This window comes from Paenibacillus thiaminolyticus (genome assembly GCF_007066085.1).
Taxonomy (GTDB): domain Bacteria; phylum Bacillota; class Bacilli; order Paenibacillales; family Paenibacillaceae; genus Paenibacillus_B; species Paenibacillus_B thiaminolyticus.
Window position 1 is genome coordinate 4,734,394 of record NZ_CP041405.1, and the last position, 24,448, is coordinate 4,758,841.

At 57.6% G+C, this 24,448-nt stretch carries 19 protein-coding genes; 18 read left to right on the forward strand and 1 reads right to left on the reverse strand.

Features of this window, described 5'->3' with window-relative positions:
• Positions 1 to 294 precede the first annotated feature (294 nt).
• The 17 genes from FLT43_RS21020 to FLT43_RS21100 all read left to right on the forward strand — a co-directional run bounded on the left by FLT43_RS21020 (position 295) and on the right by FLT43_RS21100 (position 23,108).
• A complete protein-coding gene (locus FLT43_RS21020; RefSeq protein WP_087443056.1) occupies positions 295 to 1,239 on the forward strand; it encodes a phosphoribosylaminoimidazolesuccinocarboxamide synthase in 945 nt (314 codons plus the stop codon).
• Between the two features lie 15 nt (positions 1,240 to 1,254).
• Positions 1,255 to 1,497 (forward strand): phosphoribosylformylglycinamidine synthase subunit PurS, encoded by a 243-nt coding sequence (purS, locus tag FLT43_RS21025; protein WP_087443057.1) that lies wholly within the window; start codon positions 1,255 to 1,257, stop codon positions 1,495 to 1,497.
• Positions 1,498 to 1,501: 4 nt separating this feature from the next.
• Entirely contained in the window at positions 1,502 to 2,185 is a 684-nt protein-coding gene (gene purQ / locus FLT43_RS21030; RefSeq protein WP_087443058.1) for a phosphoribosylformylglycinamidine synthase subunit PurQ, read from the forward strand.
• Between the two features lie 82 nt (positions 2,186 to 2,267).
• Positions 2,268 to 4,499 carry a phosphoribosylformylglycinamidine synthase subunit PurL gene (gene purL, locus FLT43_RS21035; RefSeq protein WP_087443228.1) on the forward strand — a complete coding sequence of 744 codons (2,232 nt, stop codon included), beginning with the start codon at positions 2,268 to 2,270 and terminating at the stop codon, positions 4,497 to 4,499.
• Positions 4,484 to 5,956, forward strand: a complete 1,473-nt coding sequence (gene purF, locus FLT43_RS21040) for an amidophosphoribosyltransferase (RefSeq protein WP_174818197.1) — start codon at positions 4,484 to 4,486, stop codon at positions 5,954 to 5,956. The genes purL and purF overlap by 16 nt, the downstream gene beginning before the upstream one ends.
• A gap of 361 nt (positions 5,957 to 6,317) precedes the next feature.
• Complete coding sequence (gene purM / locus FLT43_RS21045; protein ID WP_087443060.1) at positions 6,318 to 7,358, forward strand: phosphoribosylformylglycinamidine cyclo-ligase; 1,041 nt, start codon at positions 6,318 to 6,320, stop codon at positions 7,356 to 7,358.
• Positions 7,358 to 8,047: a phosphoribosylglycinamide formyltransferase gene (gene purN / locus FLT43_RS21050; RefSeq protein WP_174818198.1), complete on the forward strand. Its 690-nt coding sequence runs from the start codon at positions 7,358 to 7,360 to the stop codon at positions 8,045 to 8,047. Before purM ends, purN begins: the two co-directional genes overlap by 1 nt.
• Before the next feature lie 446 nt (positions 8,048 to 8,493).
• The gene (gene purH, locus FLT43_RS21055; RefSeq protein ID WP_087443061.1) at positions 8,494 to 10,041 is read left to right on the forward strand and encodes a bifunctional phosphoribosylaminoimidazolecarboxamide formyltransferase/IMP cyclohydrolase; all 1,548 of its coding nucleotides are present in this window, start codon (positions 8,494 to 8,496) and stop codon (positions 10,039 to 10,041) included.
• A gap of 69 nt (positions 10,042 to 10,110) precedes the next feature.
• The gene (gene purD, locus FLT43_RS21060; RefSeq protein ID WP_087443062.1) at positions 10,111 to 11,409 is read left to right on the forward strand and encodes a phosphoribosylamine--glycine ligase; all 1,299 of its coding nucleotides are present in this window, start codon (positions 10,111 to 10,113) and stop codon (positions 11,407 to 11,409) included.
• Positions 11,410 to 13,381: 1,972 nt separating this feature from the next.
• On the forward strand, positions 13,382 to 16,369 hold the full coding sequence (locus FLT43_RS21065; RefSeq protein ID WP_127510941.1) for a polysaccharide lyase family 8 super-sandwich domain-containing protein: 2,988 nt from the start codon (positions 13,382 to 13,384) through the stop codon (positions 16,367 to 16,369).
• Between the two features lie 354 nt (positions 16,370 to 16,723).
• Positions 16,724 to 17,662: an ABC transporter ATP-binding protein gene (locus tag FLT43_RS21070; protein ID WP_087443064.1), complete on the forward strand. Its 939-nt coding sequence runs from the start codon at positions 16,724 to 16,726 to the stop codon at positions 17,660 to 17,662.
• Between the two features lie 2 nt (positions 17,663 to 17,664).
• Entirely contained in the window at positions 17,665 to 18,456 is a 792-nt protein-coding gene (locus FLT43_RS21075; RefSeq protein WP_087443065.1) for an ABC transporter permease, read from the forward strand.
• A gap of 58 nt (positions 18,457 to 18,514) precedes the next feature.
• A complete protein-coding gene (locus tag FLT43_RS21080; RefSeq protein ID WP_087443066.1) occupies positions 18,515 to 19,099 on the forward strand; it encodes a TetR/AcrR family transcriptional regulator in 585 nt (194 codons plus the stop codon).
• Positions 19,100 to 19,157: 58 nt separating this feature from the next.
• Complete coding sequence (locus FLT43_RS21085; RefSeq protein ID WP_087443067.1) at positions 19,158 to 19,391, forward strand: hypothetical protein; 234 nt, start codon at positions 19,158 to 19,160, stop codon at positions 19,389 to 19,391.
• A gap of 376 nt (positions 19,392 to 19,767) precedes the next feature.
• Positions 19,768 to 20,598, forward strand: a complete 831-nt coding sequence (locus FLT43_RS21090) for an alpha/beta hydrolase (RefSeq protein ID WP_087443068.1) — start codon at positions 19,768 to 19,770, stop codon at positions 20,596 to 20,598.
• A 799-nt stretch (positions 20,599 to 21,397) separates the two neighbouring features.
• Positions 21,398 to 22,009 (forward strand): DUF47 domain-containing protein, encoded by a 612-nt coding sequence (locus tag FLT43_RS21095; protein ID WP_087443070.1) that lies wholly within the window; start codon positions 21,398 to 21,400, stop codon positions 22,007 to 22,009.
• 97 nt (positions 22,010 to 22,106) lie between these two features.
• Positions 22,107 to 23,108 carry an inorganic phosphate transporter gene (locus FLT43_RS21100; RefSeq protein WP_087443071.1) on the forward strand — a complete coding sequence of 334 codons (1,002 nt, stop codon included), beginning with the start codon at positions 22,107 to 22,109 and terminating at the stop codon, positions 23,106 to 23,108.
• Positions 23,109 to 23,204: 96 nt separating this feature from the next.
• On the opposite strand, the gene FLT43_RS21105 is transcribed toward FLT43_RS21100, so the two are convergent.
• Entirely contained in the window at positions 23,205 to 23,837 is a 633-nt protein-coding gene (locus tag FLT43_RS21105; protein ID WP_087443072.1) for an oligopeptidase, read from the reverse strand.
• A 304-nt stretch (positions 23,838 to 24,141) separates the two neighbouring features.
• On the opposite strand from FLT43_RS21105, the gene FLT43_RS21110 reads away from it, so the two are divergent.
• Entirely contained in the window at positions 24,142 to 24,432 is a 291-nt protein-coding gene (locus FLT43_RS21110; RefSeq protein ID WP_006678246.1) for a YerC/YecD family TrpR-related protein, read from the forward strand.
• The last annotated feature ends 16 nt before the right edge of the window (positions 24,433 to 24,448 follow it).

The following is a 24,448-nucleotide window of genomic DNA, read 5'->3' on the forward strand; positions in this document are numbered from 1 at the left end:
CAGGTTCTAGTGCAGGTTCAATTCATTCAAGATCAATAAACGCAAATTCCATCAATGTAAACCATCAAGGTAAATTTCAAATTGCAAATTTCATAACGAAAGTTCATGCTTGTTCGCCGCCCCCCTGTTTGCGGCGGATAAGCTGCTCGCGCAGGCCCTATCCCCAACGGGCCGAATGCGGCCGACGGCTCCCTGCCCTCCTGTCTTCCGGGAACCGTCCGCCGCAGCGGGAGCAACCAACGGGAGGGTAAGCAAGACGGCTTCAGCTTAGGAGAAACCGAGAGGAGCACAGGCATGTCTACCAACTCTATCGTATCAACGCTGGCGGATGCGATTCCGTTCCCGCTGCTTCACCGCGGCAAGGTGAGGGAGCTGTATGAATGGGACGCCGATACACTCTTGATTGTTGTATCGGACCGCATTTCGGCCTTCGACTGCGTCCTTGAACCGGCCGTGCCGGACAAAGGGACGGTGCTGAACCGGCTGAGCCGCTACTGGTTCGACCGGACGAAGCATATTATCGGCAATCATGTCATTCCTTGTGACGAGGAATGCCTGCGGACCGCATTGTCCGCCCGGGTCGGCAACGAACCGGAACCTCATCAACGCATTTCATCTCTAGTATCCCTGTTATCTGAACGAATGACGCTCGCCAAGCGGGCGCAGCGCGTGGACTTCGAATGCGTCGTCCGCGGCTATGTCACCGGCGGAGGCTGGCGGCAATATACAGCGAGCGGCGAAGTGAACGGCATCAAGCTGCCGGAAGGCCTGCGCATGAACGAGCGCCTGCCTGAACCGATATTTACGCCGGCGCGCAAGCATGATGAAGGCCATGACGAGGATGTCTCCTATAAAGTCATGGAGTCGCAGCTTGGGCCTGAGCTGGCCGGGCGGCTGCGTGAGGCGAGTCTCCGGCTGTATCAATTCGCGGCGGAGGAATGCGCGGGCCAAGGATTGCTGCTCGCCGACTGCAAATTCGAGTTCGGGCTCATTGACGGCGAACTGGTGCTGATCGACGAATTGTTCACACCGGACAGCTCCCGCTTCTGGGACGTCGGCAGCTATGCGCTGGATACGGATATCGACAGCTTGGACAAAGAGCCTGTCCGCCGCTATTTGGCCGCTTCCGACTGGGATCGGAGCAGCACGCCGCCGCCGCTGCCGGCGGAGGTCGTCGAGGCTACACGAGGACGTTATATCGCTTTATATGAACGAATAACCGCACAGAGATGGGCGTAACGGGAGGAATTCACAGTGAAGGTAAAAGTGATTGTAACGACGAAGGCGAACGTGCTTGACCCTCAAGGCGCCGCGGTGGAGCGGGCGATGCATTCGATGGGGTACGAAGGAGTGGAGCATATGCGCATCGGCAAGTATATGGAATTCGAGCTGGCGGCGGCGAATGAGGCTGAAGCGAAGGAACAGGTCGAGCGGATGTGCAAGGTGCTGCTGTCCAATCCGGTCGTGGAAGATTACCGATACGAATTGGAGGCGTAGAGCGATGAAGGTGGCTGTGCTTGTTTTTCCGGGATCGAACTGTGATATGGATTGCGTGCATGCGGTCCAGGATACGATAGGGGTCGAGGCGGACCGCGTCTGGCATACGGCGACGGATCTGGCCGGCTACGACCTGATCATCGTGCCGGGCGGCTTCTCGTACGGAGATTATTTGCGCTGCGGCGCCATCGCCCGCTTCGCGCCGGTGATGAAGGCGGTGGAGCAAGCCGCGAGGGAGGGGGCCTATGTGCTCGGCATTTGCAACGGCTTCCAGATTCTTACGGAGGCGGGGCTGCTGCCAGGCACGCTGCGGCGCAATGTGGGCCTCCGGTTCCGCTGTCATGCGGCTCCGATTCGGGTCGCCCGCCGCGATACGCCGTTCACGGCGGAATACGGCGAGGGCGAAGTGGTCAATATCCCGATTGCCCATGGGGAAGGCAATTATTATTGTGACGAAGAGACCTTGCGCCGCTTGAAGGAGCGGGGGCAGATCGTGTTCACCTATGAAGACAATCCGAACGGCTCGGTTGAGGATATTGCGGGCATCTGCAATGAAGCGGGCAATGTGCTCGGCATGATGCCCCATCCGGAGCGCGCGGTCAGCGCCTGGCTCGGTTCCGAGGCCGGCAGCCGGATGTTCACGTCGATTTTGAACGCTTGGAGGGAGAAGCATGCAGTCAACGCGTAACAATACGACCGCCGTATCGGCGGAACGGGCAGAACAGGAAGCGCGCCGGAAGCGGCAGTCGATGGAGAGCGCCCGCGACAATATGCGCCGGGAGCCGTCTCCGGATCAGATTGCGGCCGAGCGGCTGTATGCGGGCATGGGCGTCACGGATGACGAGTATACGCTTATCTGCGGACTGCTTGGACGCCGTCCGAACTATACCGAGATCGGCGTGTTCAGTGTGATGTGGTCGGAGCACTGCGCGTACAAAAATTCGAAGCCGCTCCTGAAGCGCTTCCCGACGACAGGCGAGCGGGTGCTCGTCGGTCCGGGCGAAGGCGCGGGCATCGTCGATATCGGCGACGGCCAGGCGGTCGTGTTCAAAATCGAAAGCCACAACCATCCGTCCGCCATTGAGCCGTACCAGGGCGCGGCGACGGGCGTGGGCGGCATTATCCGCGACATTTTCTCGATGGGGGCCCGGCCGGTGGCCTTGCTCAATTCACTGCGCTTCGGCAGCTTGAAGGAGGAGCGGGTCAAATATTTGTTCGAGCATGTCGTCGCGGGCATCGCCGGATACGGCAACTGCATCGGCATTCCGACGGTCGGCGGGGAGGTCGTGTTCGACGACAGCTATGCCGGCAATCCGCTCGTCAATGCGATGTGCGTCGGCTTGATCAATCATGAGGATATACAAAAGGGCGTCGCCAGCGGCGTCGGCAACCCTGTATATTATGTCGGTCCTCCAACGGGACGCGACGGCATTCATGGCGCGACGTTCGCTTCAGAGGAGTTGACGGCCGAGTCGGAAGCGAAGCGTCCGGCGGTCCAGGTCGGTGATCCGTTCATGGAAAAGCTGGTGATGGAATCATGTCTGGAGCTGATTCAGTCCGGCATCGTGATCGGGATTCAGGATATGGGCGCGGCGGGATTGACGTGCTCGAGCGCCGAGATGGCGAGCAAGGCGGGCAACGGGCTGGAGCTCGTGCTCGACGAGGTGCCGCAGCGGGAGACAGGCATGACTCCGTACGAGATGATGCTATCCGAATCGCAAGAGCGGATGCTGTTCGTCATCGAGGAGCATAACGAGCCGATCGCGATGGAAATATTCGAGCGCTGGGGCGTCATCTGCCGCAAGGTCGGGCGCGTGACGGACGACGGCCGCCTGCGCTTGCTGTTCGACGGCGAGGTGATCGCCGATATGCCGGTGCGGGGCCTGGTCGATGAATGCCCGGTCTATCACAAGCCGTCGCAGGAGCCGGCGAGCTATGCGGACAATCAGGCGCTGGATACGCCCGGATATCCGGAGGTGACGGACGTCAATGCGGCGCTGCTGCAAGTGCTGGCCTCTCCGTCTGTCGCCAGCAAAGAATGGGTGTACCGCCAATATGACAGTATGGTGCGGGCCAGCACGGCGGTGACGCCGGGCTCGGACGCGGCAGTCGTGCTCGTGCGCGGAACGCGCAAGGCGCTCGCGATGACGACGGACTGCAACGGCCGCTATGTGATGCTCGATCCGCTCATGGGCGGACGCATCGCGGTGTGCGAGGCGGCGCGCAATATCGTATGCTCGGGCGCCGAGCCGCTCGCCATTACCGACAACCTGAATTTCGGCAATCCGGAGAAGCCGGAGAACTTCTGGCAGATGGAGCAGGCGGTCGAAGGCATGGCGGAAGCGTGCCGTGTGCTGGATACGCCGGTCATCGGCGGCAATGTCAGTCTCTATAACGAAAATGCGCACGGATCGATCTACCCGACGCCGGTCGTCGGCATGGTTGGACTCGTGCATGATGCGGATCATATTACGACGCAAGGGTTCAAGCGCGAAGGCGATGCCGTCCTGCTGTTGGGCCGGACGAAGGCAGAGCTGGGCGGCAGCGAGTTCCAAGCGGTCGTCCATGGGGTGGCGGAAGGCCGTCCGCCGGAGGCCGATCTTGAGACCGAGCTGCGCCTGCAGCGGACAGTGCTGGCGCTCATTCAGGACGGACTCGTGCAATCGGCGCATGATGTATCGGACGGCGGGCTGGCTGCGGCCTTCGCGGAATGCTGCATCAGCGGCGGCATCGGGGCGGCACTGGAGCTGGAAGCGGCTGGTCTGCGGAGCGACATCGCGCTGTTCAGCGAGAGCCAATCGCGCATCCTGCTCTCGGTTCATCCTGAGCGGGCCGAGGAAGTGAAGGCGCGCTGCGAGGCAGCGGGTGTCCCGGTCGAAGGGCTGGGCCGGGTCGGCGGCGAGCAGATCGTCATTCGGGTGAACGGCCGTCCGGCTATCGAACTCCCGGTCCGGCAAGCGGAGCGGGTATGGAAGGATGCGATCCCATGTCTTATGCAATGAGCGGGGGTTATTATAACGAGGGCAGCGGCCGGGAAGGCCCGTTCGACCGATTGAAAGAGGAATGCGGCATTTTCGGCGTCTTCGGCTACAAGGACGCGTCTACGCTGACGTACTACGGGCTGCACACGCTGCAGCACCGGGGCGAGGAGAGCGCCGGCATCTGCGTATCCGGCGGCGATTCGTTCCGGTACCATCGCGGGATGGGACTCGTGAAGGAAGTGTTCGACACCGAACGGCTTGGGGAACTGGAAGGCGATCGGGCCATCGGCCATGTCCGCTACTCGACGTCCGGCGACAGCCGGCTGGCGAACGCCCAGCCGCTGGTCTTCAAGACGCGGGACGGCGAGCTGGCGGTCGCGACGAACGGCAATATCGTCAACGCGCCGCAGATCCGCCACGGGCTGGAGCAGAAGGGCTCCATCTTCCAGACAACGAGCGATACCGAGGTTATCGCGCATCTGATTGCCCGCTCGGAGCATGACTTCGTGCAGGCCGCGAAGGAAGCGCTGAAGGATCTGGTCGGGGGCTTCGCCTTCCTGCTGATGACCAATGACCGGCTGCTGGCGGCATCCGATCCGCACGGGCTGCGTCCGATTGTGATGGGCCGCCTGGGCGACGCTTATGTGTTCGCCTCCGAGACATGCGCCCTGGAGGCAATCGGAGCGGAGCTGGTCCGCCCCTTGGAGCCGGGCGAGCTGGTCGTCGTCGATGCGTGGGGCCATCGCTCGGAACGGTTCGCTCCGGGGGCGAAGCGCTCGTTGTGCGCGATGGAATTCATTTATTTCTCGCGTCCGGACAGTCAACTCCATGATGTGAATCTGCATACGGCCCGCAAGCATATGGGGATGCAGCTGGCGGAGGAGGCGTTCGTCGAGGCGGATATCGTGACGGGCGTGCCCGATTCCAGCATATCGGCGGCGATCGGCTATGCCGAGAAGACGGGAATTCCATATGAAATGGGACTTATCAAAAGCAAATACACCGGCAGAACGTTCATTCAGCCGAGCCAGGAGCTGCGCGAGCAGGGCGTCAAGATGAAGCTGAGCGCCGTTCGGAGTGTTGTCGAAGGGAAGCGGGTCGTCCTCATTGACGACTCGATCGTACGCGGCACAACGTCGCGCCGCATCGTCAAGATGCTGCGCGAAGCCGGGGCGCGGGAGGTCCATCTGCGCATCGCATCCCCGCCGTTCCGCCATCCGTGCTTCTATGGCATCGACACGCCGACGAGCGAGGATTTGCTCGCTTATCGGCATACGGAAGAGGAGATGCGGAAGCTGATCGGCGCCGACTCGCTCGCTTTCCTGTCGAAGGACGGGATGATTGAGGCGATAGGCGGCAGCCATGCGGAGAAGCCGAGCGGCGGCTTGTGCCTGGCCTGCTTCGATGATGATTATCCGACCGAGCTGTACGGCGCGCGCGCCGCGGCAGGCGCGGAGGCGGCATCCGTCCGCCGGTAAGGTCTTGAGGCGCAAGCGGCTCATAGAGAAATCGACAGAGACAAGAACACCAAGGTAGAAAAGGAAAAGGGTAAAAGAAAGAAAAAGGATGACGAAGTGCCAGCGGCCGATCGTGCGGGAATGCTGATCCGGTGACGGCTGCGGCATGCATGTTTTGTTCGGTAATGGATCGATGTCAAACGGTACAATGGGATGCTGTTGCAGGGGCATCAGAGGCATCCGAGCATCTGAAGCGGTCAGAAAATGAGTAGGGAAGCATGCAAGCCAAGCATCGATGGAGTCACTCAAGGCTGCGGAATTTGCAGGAGGAAGACGTCCCGCAGTGGGGCGGGGCGAATCGGAGAGGGGAGACGCATACGTTATGTCTGAAGCTTATAAGCAAGCCGGGGTCGACATCGCGGCAGGCAACGAAGCTGTGGAGCGGATGAAAAAGCATGTGCAGCGCACATTCCGGCCGGAGGTGCTGTCGGGTCTGGGAGGATTCGGGGCGCTGTTCGGATTGGATGCGAAAAAGTATGAGGAGCCAGTGCTCGTCTCGGGAACCGATGGCGTAGGGACGAAGCTGATGCTGGCCTTCGCCGCGGATCGTCATGACACGATTGGCATCGATGCGGTGGCGATGTGCGTCAATGATATTGTCGTGCAGGGGGCCGAGCCGCTGTTTTTCCTCGATTACTTGGCTTGCGGCCAAGTGGTGCCCGAGCGCATCGAAGCGATCGTCAGCGGCATCGCCGAAGGCTGCCGGACGGCCGGATGTGCCCTCATCGGCGGCGAGACGGCGGAGATGCCGGGGATGTATGCCCCGGGCGAGTATGATATCGCCGGCTTCAGCGTCGGCATCGTCGAGAAGAGCCGCCTCATCACGGGCGAGACGATCCGCCCGGGCGATGTGCTGCTCGGCCTCGCCTCCAGCGGCTTCCATAGCAACGGCTATTCGCTCGTCCGGAAGCTGTTCCTGGAGCAGGCCGGTTATAACCTGGAGGCACGCGTAACGGCGGACGGACGCGCGCTGGTCGATGTGCTGCTCGAGCCGACGCGCATTTATGTGCGCCCGCTGCTCGAGCTGATGAACCGGGTTACGGTCAAGGGAGCGGCCCATATTACAGGCGGCGGCTTCCTCGAAAATATTCCGCGCATGCTGCCGGAAGGCACGGCGGCGCAGATCGATTACGGCACATGGCCGGTGCCGGAAGTATTCCGCCTGAGCCGCGAGATCGGAAGCCTGACCTGGACGGAGCTGTTCACGACGTTCAATATGGGCATCGGCATGGTCATCGCGGTAAGCGCGGACGAAGCGGCAGCGGCGGAGGCCTGTCTGATGGAACAGGGCGAGGCGGTATACCGCATTGGCACGGTGACGGAAGGCGAGCGCCAGGTTCGGATTCCGGAGGTGGGTTGCTGATGCGCACAGGAAATGAAGGGCAGGCGGAGGAGTACGCCGGCACGGGGGCGCTGCAAAGTGCGCCGTCCGTCTGCACCTCCTCCCTCCCGCGCATCGCGGTGTTCGCTTCCGGCTCGGGCTCGAACTTCCAGGCGCTGGCCGAGGCGTCGCGGGCGGGGCAGCTCGGCGGAGAGGTCGCGCTGCTCGTGTGCGACAAGCCCGGAGCCCGCGTATTGGAGCGGGCGCGCGAAGCCGGCGTGCCGGCCGCGGTGTTCGAGCCGAAGCGCTATGAGAGCCGCGGTCATTACGAACGCGACATCCTGCGAACGCTGAGCCGGCATGGCGTACAATGGATCGTGCTCGCCGGATATATGCGGCTGGTCACGCCGGTGCTGCTGGAAGCTTATGAATGCCGCATCCTCAATATCCATCCCTCCTTGCTCCCGAGCTTTCCGGGCCTGCACGCGGTACGCCAGGCACTGGATTACGGCGTGAAGGTAACGGGAGTGACCGTGCATCTGGTTGATGCCGGGATGGATACCGGACCGATCGTGGCGCAGGAGGCGGTCGCGATTGGCGAAGACGATACGCTTGGATCGCTGCTCGCCAAGATTCAGGAGGTGGAGCACCGCATCTACCCGCAGGTGGTGCGAAGTCTGCTAGCCGGGTCCCACGCCAGCCGATGGGCCGGTCAAGAGGACAAAGCATGATCCAATTGACTGATGGACCATGTCATTGAGGACAGATGCCTTGCGAAGTGACGGCTTCTGTTTTCGGGGAAATGATTTTTTGATGGACAGGAGGATGTTCTCAAGGGGATAGGATGGATTGCAGGGTGCCGCATCTGGACGAGAATTCTTTAACGCATTACAATAATAGCAGGAGAAAGTGTTTTTTTGGATATAAAAGAGAATTGCCTGAGGAATAGCAGCCGGTCTACGACAGGCAAACTGCGACAACGTGCAATATCTTGTGAGAACTACAATAGATTGAGAGCATCACAATAGATTGTAAGAACCGCAATAGATTGAGAGCACCGCAATAGATTGAGACCACCACAATAGATTGTAAGAACCGCAATAGATTGTGACAACACGATCGACGGAATATAAGTGATGGCTTGGAAATGGCGACTTGAATTAAGGGAGAGAGCATAATGACGATTCGTAGAGCGCTAATCAGCGTATCCGATAAGACGGGGATTGTGGAATTCGCCCGCGCCCTGGCGGAAGCCGGCGTGGAGCTTGTGTCGACGGGCGGCACCAAGTCGCTGCTGGAGCGCGAAGGCGTTCCGGTTATCGGCATTTCGGAGGTGACCGGCTTCCCGGAAATTATGGACGGGCGCGTGAAGACGCTGCACCCGGCTGTGCACAGCGGCCTTTTGGCCGTGCGTGGCAACGTGGAGCATACGCGGCAGATGGAAGAGCTCGGTTTGTCCTATATCGATCTGGTGGCGGTCAACCTGTATCCGTTCCAGGAGACGATTGCGAAGCCTGGCGTAAGCTATGAGGAGGCAATCGAGAATATCGATATCGGCGGGCCGACCATGCTGCGCTCGGCCGCGAAGAACCATGCCGATGTGACGGTGGTTGTCGATGCGGCAGATTATGCGGGCGTGCTGGACGAACTCCGCCAGCAAGGGGATACGACGTTGGCGACGCGGAAGCGTCTGGCGGCGAAGGTATTTCGCCATACGGCGGCTTATGATGCGCTCATTGCCGATTACTTGACGAAGCAGACCGGCGAGGCATGGCCGGAGCGGTTCACCGTCACCTATGAGATGGCGCAACCGCTTCGCTATGGCGAGAACCCGCATCAGGGGGCGGCATTTTACCGCCAGCCGCTGGCAGGCGCGGGCAGCGTCGCGACGGCCGAGCAGCTTCACGGTAAGGAACTGTCCTACAACAATATCAACGATGCCAATGCGGCGCTCTCGATCGTGGGTGAATTCGCGGACCCGGCTGTCGTGGCGGTGAAGCATATGAACCCGTGCGGCGTTGGTATTGGCCGTACAGCGGGGGAAGCCTACCGCAAGGCGTATGAATCGGACCCGACCTCGATCTTCGGCGGCATCGTAGCGGCAAACCGGCCGATCGATCGCGAGACGGCGGAACTGCTGCATGAGATTTTCCTGGAGATCGTCATCGCTCCCGATTTCAGTCCGGAGGCGCTCGACATTCTCAAGCAGAAGAAAAATATCCGCTTGCTCCGTACCGGCACGGAGCCTGCGCCGTCGGAACGCAAGGCGGCCCGGCAGTTGACTTCGGTGGAGGGCGGATTGCTGGTGCAAGATACCGATGTGCATACGCTTGATGCCTCTTCCTTGAAAACGGCGACGGAACGGGAACCTTCGGCGGAGGAATTAGAGCAGCTGTTGTTCGGCTGGAACGTGGTCAAGCATGTGAAGTCGAATGCGATTGTGCTTGTCAAGGATGGCATGACGGTCGGCATCGGCGCCGGTCAGATGAACCGCGTCGGCGCGGCGCGCATCGCGATCGAGCAAGCCGGAGAGAAGGCGCGCGGTGCGGTGCTGGCATCGGATGCGTTTTTCCCGATGGGCGATACGCTGGAGCTGGCCGCGGCGGCGGGAATTACGGCAGTCATTCAGCCTGGCGGTTCGGTGCGTGACGAAGAGTCTATTGAGGTGGCGAACCGGAATGGCCTGGCGATGGTGATGACGGGCGTGCGTCATTTCAAGCACTAACAGGAAAAGGCGACAGGGCGGTAACGAACCGGCTGAAGCGGAGATAAGAGGAACGGGGGACTTCATCACATGAAAGTATTGATCATCGGCTCAGGCGGGCGCGAGCATGCGCTGGCATGGGCGCTGAAGCAGAGCCCGAAGGTCAGCAAGGTGCTGGTCGCTCCGGGCAACGCAGGGATGGAGGATGTCGCGGAGACAGCTCCATTTCGGGTGACGGATTATGAAGGCATTGCCAAATATGCCCGCCACCATGACATCGATCTTGTCGTCGTCGGCCCGGATGATCCGCTGGCAGATGGTATCGTCGATGTGCTGCAGGCACACGGGGTGCGGGTATTCGGTCCGGATCGGAAGGCAGCCGAGATCGAGGGCAGCAAGGTGTTCATGAAGGATCTGCTGCGCACCTACGGCATTCCGACCGCTGCTTATGCCGCATTCGAGGATGTGGAGGCAGCGAAGCAATATGTTTGCGGGCAGGCGATGCCGATCGTTATCAAGGCGGATGGTCTCGCCGCCGGTAAAGGCGTCACGATCGTGCAGACCGTCGAAGAAGCGGAGCAGGTCTTGAATGAGGTAATGATTGAAGGCAAGTTCGGCGCCTCGGGCAGCCGGGTCGTCGTCGAGGAATTCATGCAGGGGCAGGAAATGTCGGTGCTGGCGTTCGTGGACGGCGAGACGGTGCTGCCCTGCGTGCCTGCCCAGGATCATAAGCCCGCATATGACGGCGACACCGGTCCGAATACAGGCGGAATGGGCACGTACAGCCCGCTGCCGCAGTTCCCGGAAGAGGTGTTCACGCGGGCGGTGGAGCAGGTGATCAAGCCGACGGTGCGCGCGATGGCGGCGGAAGGCCGCCCGTTCCGCGGCCTGCTCTTCGCAGGGTTGATGATAACGCCGGAAGGGGAGCCGAAGGTGGTCGAATTCAATGCCCGCTTCGGCGACCCGGAGACGCAGGTGGTGCTGCCCCGCTTGAAGACCGACCTGTTCGACGTGCTGTGGGCCTGTACCGACGGCTCACTCGATCAGATCGAGCTCGAATGGCACGAAGAAGCCGCCGTATGCGTCATCGTCGCCTCGGAAGGCTATCCGGGCAGCTATCGCAAAGGCGATGTCATTACCGGACTGGAGGAAGCGTCGAAGCAGGCGCTCCTCTTCCACGCGGGCACGGTTCGCGAGCAGGACGGGACATGGCGGACGATCGGCGGGAGGGTGCTCGGCGTTGTGGGACGCGGCCCGGATCTGACAGCGGCGAAGGCCAATGCGTATGAGGCGGTGCGCCAGATTCACTTCGCAGGAATGCACTATCGGACCGACATCGCCGATAAGGCGAACCGCCAGTTAGCCGCCGGTTCCGCAGGCAACCTGTAATCTATCGTGGTTCCGAAATAGAATAACCGAGCCCGGCAGCGTACTTGCATTTTTTCCGGGGATGCACTAGAGATATCGTGACTCTTGACCACTTAACTGAGGGTGTGGAGTCACGATTTTTTTATATTTCGAGGGCTGCTAATTTCTCTTATATTCGCTGGCGGTCAGGCATGCAAATAGGTGTGTTTCGGGCTCTTATAGGCAATCTCCCCATTACTCAGGAGCTGGCTTTTCTTGGTCGGTGACACCTTATAGGTATGAAATCATTCTAAGCTCGTATTGGAGTTAAACCGCTATCGAGGAGAACAGGTTATAGAGCTGGTGAAATTGAGGCTGCTTGAAAAGGATGTGGACAAGGACAGGGGAAGGGAGTAATGCCATGTCTTGTACCTGACTAGAGGGGATACTGAGCAAAGGCAACTGGAGGGGAACGAGCCTGAACGGATGGAAGAACGGAGCAAAGAATATTGGGAGGGTCGCCTGATTAGATGGGATACTGAAATAAAGGGCGGAGAGCGGTCGTAGTTCTTTACATGAGGGTTGGGGAGTCGCACTTTTTCGATACGGCCTTTCAGATACTGTCACTGTTGTGACAGGCGAAGAACCTATCTTTGGTTTGTCCAAGTAGTGAAAACCTAAAAGTGAACAGAAAGGGGATGAGCTTAATATGAAAAGAAATCGGTATACCGATTTTTGGGTTTGTGTTTTTCATTGTAGGTGGACGAATATCGTTGTTTCTCTGCTCTGCGCCAAAATAGTTATGTTAGCATGTAGCCGGCATTGCGAATACATATGATATGGTTTTCGCCATCAAGTTTTTGCGAATTCGGCTTATGTAAACATATCATTCATGTTGGGCGACCGTGTGTGCTATTTTCCATGCGTAATTCGACTCGCGACAGCGATATAATAACTCCACGTGTCAAGAGAACCTCATGTTCAATGTCTAGGCACATGTTATCACTAAGTTGAATGTGCATGATTTTGCGCTTCATAAGTTCACCCCTATGGCGGATGATCGGGTTATTGGTGATATCAGCGATATGTCGGTACTGAGAAGCGGGTCCTTTGCCTATATTAGACATTCTTTCAGGAATCACTCAATCGTTATGGCGTATATGCTTTTTATATTGGGTCTAGGAATGTCTCCGTATATGTAAGTTGAGCCCCCCAATATACCCAGATGATGCAGGCACACTGGAGGACTCCTACTCTATTCGTTAACGTTTTTTTAGGATATACTTTAATGCCAACCCGATAATGAATAAGAAGGCGAATATTGAACCCAATGGCATATAGTAGTAGTCAATTGTATTTTTTGTGATTAGGATAGTGAAAAATTTAGAACCAAAGATAACAACACCTGGGATTCCGGCGCAAATCAAAATAGTTCCAAGTGTTTTCAGCAGTTTGATTTTCATTTTTCTAATCAATCACATGCGCAAATTGTCGCAACAATAAAGTTTTAAACACGGAATTATGGATCATTGTAATAATACCTCCTTCAATTTTACATTGTTGCTTACTCATCATCGGCCTTCTGGTTCAAATATGGATATGTTTTATTAGTCCTCCTCTCAGCTATGATTGCGTTATTGGCCTTTCAGCCCATGATCCAACTCAGGCTGGATTGGTTGCAACCCACTAACATTTTACAATATTATCCTAACATAATTATTTAAGGTTGAATCTTTAAAGTTATTGATAAAATCGACAAAAATCTACATGCGTGTTTTCACAGGTCAATGCCGATCAGCGAGAGGGAAAAACTGCGGCGGTTCTCGAACAGGAGCAGGTAGCGCATGAACGATGCAGCGGCCTTTTTCAATAAAAGACGGGTCGAGCGGGAGGGGAATCTTGAAATTGGTTAACCGATCATGAAAACGGTATATTGTCTGCTTGTTCGCTCATTTCCTATGCTGAGGGAGGAAGGGGGTTCCATTCACTGGAAGGGAATGATGAGTTGATGAACATGGCTCTGACAAGATGGGCGAAGGCTCGGCGCGTGACGGCGGGCTGGCTTGCTCTGCTGCTCGTGGTCGGCTGTCTTCCGGCATGGCCGGGGCAGGCGGAAGCGGGAACGTTGGAAGCGGAAACGGTGGACGCGGCAGCGGGAACGTTCGAAGCGGTGGATGCGGCGGAGTTCGATAAGCTGCGCAGGCGTTGGGTGGAGTTTTTGACCGGGGGGACGGCTTATGATCCGGCGGATCCGGATATTGCACCCGCGATCGAGTCGCTGAGCTCGAATGTTTCCAATGAAGAGGGAAGTGGGCTATGGGATCGGATGAACAAGGATGCGGGCCGCGCCTATTTGTGGAGTGATCTGCAGGGTAGCGCCTCGGATCAGATGTCTGCTGGGTATGTGCGGCTGAAGCAGATGGCGCTCGCTTATTCGACGTATGGCTCGGCGCTCTACCGGAACGAGGAGATGAAGCGGGATATCGTCGGCGGGCTGGACTGGATGTATGCCAACCGCTATAACGAGAGCAAAGGCGAGACCGGCAATTGGTGGGACTGGGAGATCGGCACCCCGCAAAATCTGAATGATACTGTCGTGCTTATGTATGATGCGTTGACGCCGCAGCAGATTGGGAATTACATGAAGGCGGTGGACCGCTTCGTGCCGGACCCGACGCGGCGGACGAATCTGCCAAGTCTTGTAGAGACCGGGGCGAACCGGCTTGATAAGGCGCTCGTCGTGATTATTCGGGGCGTGCTTGAGAAGCGGAGCGGGAAGATCGAGCAGGGCCGCGACGCGATCAGCCAGGTGTTCGATTATGTGACCCGGGGGGACGGATTTTATAGGGACGGATCGTTCATTCAGCATGTCAATATCGCGTATACGGGGAGCTATGGCGGCGTGCTGTTGAACGATATGGGCAAGCTGCTGACCGTGCTGGCCGATTCCCCTTGGGCGATCACTGACCCGAAGCTGGAGCATGCCTACCACTGGGTGACGGATTCCTATGAGCCCCTCGTCTATCGGGGCAAAATGATGGACATGGTGTTCGGGAGGGCGCGGTTCCGCAGCTTCGAGAAGAAGAATCCGCCGTTCACCGGCATCCTGCGCATGGCGCGGTATGCGCCGAAGGAGATCGCAGATGATTTCAACGGGATGGTCAAACATTGGATTCTGTCCGATACGACGCGGACTCGGCCTTATGACGGGTTGGGGGTGGCTGACATTGTGCTGCTGCGGTCGGTCATTAACAATCCGGACATTCCTTCACATCCCCAGCGGATCGGGCATACAACCTTCGCAGGGATGGATCGGATATCCCATCTGCGAGAGGATTATGCCTTCGGCATTGAGATGTCTTCCTCGCGCATCGCCAATTATGAGAACAGCATCAGTGACAGTATCACGAGCTGGCATATCGGGGAAGGGATGACGTTCCTGTACAATGCCGATGCGCTGCAGTTCAACGATGGCTTCTGGCCGACGGTGGATCCGTTCCGGCTGCCGGGCACCACATCGGACGGCGCCCCGCGCCGGTCTCCGAAGACGACGTCGAAGTCGTGGGTCGGCGGCACGTCCATCGATGGGCGGTATGGCGCTGCGGGGATGGATCTGAATCCGGACAACAGCATGCTCGCCGGCAAAAAATCATGGTTCCTGTTCGATGACGAGATCGTCGCCTTGGGCGCCGGAATTCGCAGTACCGATAACCGGAAGATCGAGACGATCGTAGAGAACCGCAAAATTAACGCCAACGGAGAGAACGCACTGACGATGAATGGACAGACGCAGCCGGCGCAGCTTGGCTGGTCGGATACGGTGGAAGGCGTCCGGTGGGCGCATCTGGAAGGCAACGGCCCGGGAGCCGATATCGGCTATTATTTCCCGGAGCCGGCTGCCGTCACCGGGCTGCGGGAAGCGCGGACCGGCGCGTGGAGCAACATTAATCAGGGTGATTCCGGGGAGCCGATTACCCGGAATTATGTCAGTCTGGCGCTGGAGCATGGAGTGCAGCCGTCTGACGCTGCCTACTCCTACGTGCTCCTTCCGAATAAGGATGCGGCCGCGACGGAGGCGTACAGCGACCGGCCTGATGTCGAGGTTCTCCGGAACTCGGCGGATATTCAAGCGGTGAAGGAGACGCGGCTTGGCTTGACTGCGGTCAATTTTTGGCAAGCGGGAACGGTCGATCTCGTGCGCAGCGAACAGCCGGCGTCGGTGATTGTGAAGGAAGAAGGGAACGAGCTGGCGGTGTCCGTGTCGGATCCGACGAAAAACCAAGGCAGCCTCATCCTCGAGATCGGCAAGCCGGGGTTCGAGGTGCTGTCGAAATCGGACGCCGTGACCGTCCTGCGGACGACGCCAACGATTCAGCTGAAGGTGAACGCCGCCGGGTCGCTGGGGACGGCGCATCAGGTGAAGCTGACGTATGATGCGGAGGCGCCGGTTTATTTTCCGCCGATTCAGGATGAGCAGTTCGCTCCTATTGCCGACGCCTTCGTATGGGATGGGGCCAATGCCAATACGAACTTCGGCAGCTCTACTTACCTGGTAGCGCGGAACGGGGGCAGCGGCTTCAAGCGCCAGACGTTCTTCAAGTTCGATCTGGGCGGCTGCACGGGCGAGGTGAATGCCGCTAAATTGTGGGTGTACGGGAGTATGGATCAGCCCGGAGACGTCACGGCTTTTGCGATAGCGGATGACAGCTGGGTGGAAGCGGAGGTGACCTGGAACCGGAAGCCAGCGTTCGGCCAGAAGCTGGATACGGCCTCCTTCGATACGGCAGCGGGGTGGAAGGCGTTCGTTGTCACTTCCTTCGTTCAATCGGAGCTGTCCGGTGACGGAATTATCAGCATCGGCATCGATACGGTCGATAACCGCTATGCGAGCATGAACAGCCGGGAGGCGGTCGAACACAGGCCGTATCTGCAGGTTCTGTCCAGCGGGAATGATGCGACGCCGCCGGTCACGTCCGATGATGCCGATGAGGAGTGGCACTGAACGGCCCGGCCGGTGAAGCTGTAGGCAGCCGATGAAGGGAGCGGAGTATGGAAGAAGGTGGTGAAGCCATAGCCTGCCGTGTGGACGCATCTGCTTGATGCCACATGACGCCGTAAGCTGTAGGTTGAAGGGAATAGAAATAAGAACTTGAAGGATAAGCATGCAGAATCTCGAGCCGCGGGGTCTGCATGCTTTTCTCGTGTCTGGGGGAGAAGTAATGAGGATGAAAGAGGGTTAGCGAGATTGGGTATATACTTTCTGTGTTTTTGGGGTATAAATCGGGTTTGTGAATTCTGGTTCTCGGGCATATATTGTACTTGTAATTTGATATGAGTATAAATGGAGCGTGATGAGATGGATGTCGTTCATTTCGCTGATTTGACGAAAAGATACGGGCAACAGCGCGGGATTGAACAGCTTCATTTGACAGTGAAGCAGGGAGAGATGTTCGGATTTATTGGACCGAATGGATCCGGAAAGTCTACAACGCTTCGCACCTTGATGCAGTTGATTCATCCGACCTCCGGCACGATCGAGCTGTTCGGGCAGCGGGTGGATCGGGATCGGCCTGATCTGCGCCGACGGATTGGCTACTTGCCTTCGGAGGTGCATTTTCACGATGATCTGACCGGATTGGAGGTGCTGGATTTCTCGGCGCGCGTGCATGGCAAGCGGCTGAAGGAGACGCCGGCGCTGGCCGATGCCGAACGGCTCGGGCTGGATGTGCGCAAGCGGGTGAAGTCGTATTCGCTGGGCAATCGCAAGAAGCTGGGCATCGTGCAATGTCTGCTTCACCGGCCGGAGCTGATTGTCATGGATGAGCCGACATCAGGCCTTGATCCGCTGATGCAGCATACGTTTTTCGATATGCTGCGGGAGCATAATGAGCGCGGGGCGACGGTGTTTTTCTCGACACATGTGCTGAGTGAGGTGGAGAAGCTGTGCTCCCGCGTCGCCTTCATCCGCGACGGCCGCCTTTTGCGCGTGAGTGAGGTGGACCGGATTCCGGGCAAGGATGAGCGCATCGCTCATATCCGGTTCCGGCAGCCGGGCAATCAGATCGGAGCGTATGATCTGACCGTGATCGATCCCGGAGTCTCTTTCGACGGAAGCGAGCACCGCCTTACGCTGCGGCGGCCGCTGCAGGCCGCTTTGCGGCAATTGTCGGCTTACGATATCGATGATATCCGCATCGATCAGCCGACGCTGGAGCAGTTGTTCATGGCGGAATACGAAGCGTCGCCGCCCGCACCGGAACGAAAGCGCGCCGCCGACGATAAGGAGGGAGAATAATCATGCGCGAGCTGTTCCGATATGAATGGCGGACGAACCGGAGAAGCTTCGTCATCTGGACGCTCATTATCGTGCTGTTCCAGATGATGTTCGCCGGGTTCGGCGATCTGTATATGAGCAATGAGGATATGCTGAAGCTGCTGGAGCAGTTCCCGCCGGCGGTGCTGGAAGGATTTGGCCTGCATGCTGAATTAATGACCAGCTTCGAAGGCTGGATGGCGAGCGAGCCGCTCGTTTTTTATATGCTCCTGCTGGGAGCGTTCGCCGCGATCTGGGCCGCTTCGGCCGGAGTGCGGGAGCGGGATGCGGGGACAGCCGATTTCATGTACACGCTGCCGTTGTCCCGCTGCCGCATCTTCCTAGGCAAGGCGGCGGCTCATGTCTCGGGGTTGCTGCTGATCGCGGCGCTGAGCTATGGGGCGACGCTATTGTTCGGCAGCCTGTTCAGCACGGTAAGGGATCCGGGAATCCTGTTCCTATATACGGCGGCCAGCGTACTGACGGCGTTGGCTTTTGCGGGTATCGGCTACGCCTTGTCGGTCGCCGTCTCTTCCGAACGGGCGGGAATGGCGGTCAGCATCGGCATTGTGATTTTGTCCTTTCTTTTCCATATGCTTGCCGGCATGCATGAATCGCTGTCCTGGCTGTCCCGGCTCAGCCTGTTCACCGCCTTCAGCGGCATAGACCTGTTCCTGGACGGAAGCTTGCCATGGCCTGCGGTATTCATTACGATAGTGCTATACGCAGGGGGCTTGGCAGGCGGCCGATGGTGGCTGTCCCGGCGGGATCTGTAGCCGGATGTCCCCTCGAAGCCGAGTATTGGAGGCGGCAGCGAAGGGGGAGACTTGATCGATGGTGAAGGGGAAAGCAGAAGCAATTCTGGAGACCGGGGAGCGCTTGTTTTTTGAAAGAGGCATTCAAGAGACGAGCATGGAACAGATCGCGGAAGCCGTGCCGGTGGCGAAGATGACGATCTATAAATATTTTCAAAGCAAGGAAGGACTGCTGGAGGCGATCCTCGATCGCTTAATGGATGAATCGTTCCAGCTCATGCAGACGGTGATGTCCGAGGCTAAGGATATCCGCGCTCTGTTCGAGCGGCTGATGAATTACCGGGATTTCGATCAGATCTCGCCCTTGTTCATCTCCGATCTGGTCCAGTATTATCCGGCCATCTTCGCGAAATTGATGTCCTATCAGGAGAACCGGGTCATTCCCGTGTTCGAGGAAGCCTTGTTCCGCGCCCAGCAGGCCGGGCAGGTTCGCAAAGATCTGTCGCCTCACCTGATGGTGCTGTATATAATGTCGATGAAGGAATTCATGTCCCAGCCCGGGAGGCTGGAGGGCGGCTTCGGCCTGCGCACGCTGGCGGAGCAGCTGATGACGATGCTGTGCCATGGCATATTGACCGATCGGGACGTGAAGCAAGGAGAATAATTTATGGCTGGTTCCTCATACTAATGTCGTAATCTTCGTACGGTGGGAGGAACGACTGATGAAGGATCCATATCCGCCGGGTCACGCGCTGACCCAGTTGTACTTGTCCCAGGAGCATAGCCGGGGGCAGGAGGAAGCCTCTGCCATGGAAGCGATGCATCGAGCGGAGGAAGCCGATTCTTCATTCGAGGGTGATCCCGATGCCATCAGTGACCATCTGCATGCAGGCATGTCAGACGGTGCGTTGGAGACGCATCAGATGGTGCAGCGTTCTTACGGGCTGTACGAGTGATGAATAGGCAGCTCTGCTTGGCAGGGCAGCCGGGCAAGGCCGCAGTGCCGCGCAAGCGGAGACTGCGGCTTTCTTGCGTTGGCAGATGGCTTGGAGGACATAAATCTTAACCTTTACAGGGTTGACACTGGGGCGATCCAGGAGTACACTTATTTTAATAACTAAGTAAATTAATCGGAATTATAGGATATGTATTGTGCATTGGGTTGGACATTCGGGATGTCTAGGAAATATCTGGGGGTATCTGTGGAATATCCGGGAGATGTCTGGGGATACCTGGGAGATGCCTGTAAGATGACTGGAGATGACCGGAGTCGAGCGGTGCGCGGATGCCGGAGAACAAGAACAATTGCGGCGGGAAAGGTGAGGAGAAGCGATGGAACGACATGTCGATATCCGGTGGCGGGACGAACGGTTGGCCGCTACGATACATTATCCGGGGGCGCGGGCGCCTTATGAGTTGGGCGAGGAGAGACGCGTGCCGGTTACGATCATTTGTCACGGCTTCGTCGGGAGCCGAATCGGCGTCGACCGCTTGTTCGTCAATGCGGCGCGGCGGCTGGCGGAGATCGGCCATATCGTCATGCGCTTCGACTTCGCCGGCTGCGGGGAGAGCACTGGGGAATATGGGCGGATCGGTCTGGATGATATGATCGAGCAGACCGGGGCGGTGCTTGATTACGCACTCGGGTGCGGCAACGTTGACCCGCAGCGGGTGACGATTATCGGACATAGTCTCGGCGGCGCGGTCGCGCTGCTGACGGCCGTCCGGGATGTGCGGGTGAAGCGGCTCATTCTCTGGTCGCCCGTCGCTTATCCGTTCAACGATATTGTCCGCATTGTCGGCCGGGAGCGGTATGATGAAGCGGTGACGCGCGGTCAGTCCGATTATTTGGGCTATTCCTTCACCCAGACGTATTTCGATGCGCTCGGCAGGCATCAGCCGTTCCAGGAGGCCCCGAAGTTCAACGGCGATGTGCTGCTTGTTCACGGGACGAGCGACGATGTCATTCCGGCCGATTACAGCTTTCTTTATCAGAAAATATTTTGGATGCGGGGCGACGGGCAGTGCGATAAGGAGATCGTCTTCCAGGCGGATCATACGTATTCGAGCGGAGAACACCGGGAGAAGCTGTTCGACTGCACGCTGGATTGGCTGAAGCAGTGGGAGAAGCGCCAGGAGGAATGGGCGAATTGGAGCATTTAGAATAGGAGTTCGAACGACGGAGCTAGCGCGGGGCGCTGCTCCGTTTTTTTGTTGCAGATTGCTCTGCCCGGCCATTTGGCGTGAGTCATTTCGCAATGTGAAGCATAATCTATAAACAAATCTTGAGCAGGTGACACTATCGGCCCCAGAGCGCGGCAATAATGGTTCGGTGGAACGGGAAGCGGCTCAGACCGGGCCGGAGCAGTCGGGTATAGCGGTCTTGGGGACAGCAAGCCTGAGGAAGCCGGGGGAGCGCAACGGATACCTCTATGAAGCGGCTAGAAAACCGGTCCTTGATGCAATCGAATACGGAGCGGTATGACGATGAGGAAAAGAGCGGAAACTATACCCGATGGGTGAATGGGGAGATGTATCTCGATAGTGACGGGAACAGCGCTGAGCACGGACAACTTGCGGATTGGAGCGGCCTCCCTCCGGGTATTGGAAAATAGCGGGAGACTGAAGGTGAAGCGGGAAGGAGTCCAAGTGGCTCGAGCGGTATGGCCCAGGAGGGGAGATGGCGGCCGGGCGCCGAGATCTGGTGGGGGTGATAGGACATCATTCCAGCTTGAAAAAAATTGCAATGAACACGCTTCTTTCAAGCGTTTTTCGAAAAGTCATGAAACTTGTCGAAAAAGTATGATTTCTAGGTCTGGTTGCGGCTACAAGATTCGACAAATGCTCACTTTCCATTTACGTTTTCTTTACAAAACCACCGGGTCATGTGATAAGATATGTAAGGCTTGAAAAGTTTGCAGTACCAGACATACGCAATATTGATTGCAAAGGAGATCGCGGAATGTTCAAGAAAAGGGACGTGTTTTTCGAAACGCTGCAAAATATGGCGGATACGCTCGTCCAGGCAGCGGAAACGTTCGCACAAGGGGTAGAAAATCTGCAGGACGTCTTAGCGTTCACGAAGGAAATGAAGGAACTGGAAAGCAAATGCGACGTTTATACCCACACCATTTTGACGGAGCTCAATAAGGTGTTCATTACGCCGATTGAGCGGGAAGACATCATGGCTCTGACAACGGCTCTGGATGATGTTCTGGACGGCATGGAGGCTAGCGCCTCGCGTTTCGACATGTACCAATTGCTTGAACGGGACGAGATCGTCGTATTATTTGCCGATGTCATCAAGCGCAGCACCTACGAGATTCAAAAGGCAATCCGCTTGTTGTCTGAAAAGAAACTTCTGGCTATTCGCGAGCACAATATTCGAGTTAACGAGCTGGAGAATGCGGCTGACGATATTTACCGCCGCGGCATTCGGGCTCTGTTCGCAGATGTGACCGATCCAATAGAACTAATCAAGCGCAAAGACATTTATGAGCGGTTGGAGCAGACGACCGACAGCTGCGAGGATGTGGCGAATCAGCTGGAATCGATCGTCATGCGGAATTCCTGATAACTGTCGTAGCATAGGCAAGCTAAGGTACGAAGGAGGTTGGGGATTGCGCGGACGCATCCGGCTACCGGCTCTGTGCAATCGTGATTAAATGGGAATGGATGTAAATTTTTGGGTCATCGGAATCGTTATCTTCCTGGCCCTGGCGTTCGACTTCATCAATGGCTTCCACGATACGGCGAACGCCATCGCCACGTCGGTCTCGACGCGGGCCTTGCCTCCGCGCGTGGCCATTCTAATGGCGGCGGTGATGAACTTCGCCGGCGCGTTGACCTTCACCGGCGTCGCGAAGACGATCGGGGGAAGCATCGCCGATCCGGCGCAGCTCGACAACGGGCTTGAGATTGTTACTGCCACGCTTATCGCGGCGATTATCTGGAACTTGGTCACCTGGTGGTTCGGAATTCCGTCTTCGTCCTCACACGCGCTCATCGGCGCGCTGGCTGGAGCGGTATTCGCGGGAGCCGGTGCCGGCAAGCTCAATATGAGCGGCTTCAACAGCATTGTCATCGGACTTATCATTTCGCCGATTATCGCATTCGTCGTCGGTTATATCGTCATGACGATATTGAAATGGATTTTCGGCAGGCGCAGTCCGCATACCGTGAACAAAGGCTTCCGCACCTGCCAGATTATTACGGCCGCGTTCCAATCGTTCACGCACGGCACGAACGATGCCCAGAAGGCGATGGGGATTATTACGTTCGCGCTGGTTGCTGCCGGTCTGCAGCAGGATATGGAGGTTCAGACGTGGGTCAAGCTCGCGGCTGCCACCGCGATGGCGCTCGGGACCTCGATCGGGGGCTGGAAGATTATTAAGACGATGGGCACCAAGATATTCAAGATTGAGCCTATCAACGGCTTTGCCGCCGATTTGTCGGCTGCTTCCGTTATCATGACCGCTACGCTTACGCATCTGCCAATCAGCACTACGCATGCGATTACCTCCGCTATTCTGGGGGTAGGCTCTGCAAAGCGGTTCTCGGCGGTGAAGTGGGGCATGGCTGGACGCATCGTGGTGACCTGGTTCATTACGATTCCGATCTGTGCGGGATTATCGATGTTGATCCTCAAAGTCATTGATTTTCTGTTTTATTAAAAAGGGGAAAAGCCGGCTCGGTGGAGTCGGCTTTTTGATATGCCTGGGAGCTATGCTTCCTGTCTGTGTGGACGAGTGCCGTTCGCGGTGCGGGGGCTACTTTTTACGCCGTGGGGCGCTGCCTGTACGGCTGGCCGTCGATTTCCGGCGGTTGCCGCTTCCCGAGCGCGGGCTGCCGCTCGAATATCTCCGTCGTCTGCGCGGTGCGTCGTCACCGCCATCCGCAGTGCTCAGCTTTTTTCCACCTCCTTTGCCGGGCAAAAGGGTTCCCATGAACATTTTGGCCACCGGCATGATTTGTTGGACGCTGCTCATAATCTTCTGTACTTTGCCCATCGTATCGACGATGCCCTCGATGCCTCCGAGCTTGTCGATCATCGATTTGAGATCGCCCATGGAGAAGTTGCCCAGCAGCTTCTTCTCCGGCTGAGCGGCCACCTCAATCGGCGTCTCGGCGACGGCATTGAACGGGACGATAGGCGCTTCCTGGTAAGGCGTATACCCGGACAACTCAGGATATCCAGCAGGCAATCCGGGAGGCGGGCCGTTGAAGCTCCGGGTGTTCATGCGGATGCCGGCGGGGCGGGCCCGGGCCTGATTCCGGGCCGCCCGCTCCCTGGCCAGCGGAGATGCGGAATGCATCGCATGGGGTCCGCGCATGCGAGGCACCGACATCAGCTCCACCGGATCCGGAATGCCAGGCCGCCCATTGCGGTGAGGTACTTTCATCTCATCACGACCTTTTTCATTAAAATCATCATGCGTGTGCGTGTTCAAAAAGACGGCGGGAAATTGCCGTATGACTTTTGCACAATCGTCATATTTTGGATTGTATTTGTGGATAGGTTACTATACAGTATGTGGTAGGCGAACAACACGTGTGGACGATCGCCCGTGGGTGGACGCCCAATCCTTCGTGAAAGCGCTATTATGAATGCCTTTATTCATTAAAGCACGAACACGGTAACGCTTGAAAAGGCGCTGTAAAGGCAGTACAATGAAATTACATGCGAAGAAGTAGGAGTGGATAAGGTTGCAATTGAAGAAATTGAATGATAAATCGATCGACCAGCTGTTTGAAGCGATTTTGACGCTGGAGTCGCTCGAAGAGTGCTATATTTTCTTTGATGATCTGTGCACGGTGAATGAAATCCAATCCTTATCCCAGCGGCTGGAGGTAGCCCGCATGTTGGGCAAGGGCTGCACTTATAATCAGATTGAAGCGGAGACGGGCGCGAGTACGGCGACGATCTCCCGCGTGAAGCGTTGCTTGAATTACGGCAATGACGGTTATAAAATGACGCTGGAACGTCTGGGGCGCTAAGCGATGCGCCCGGGCC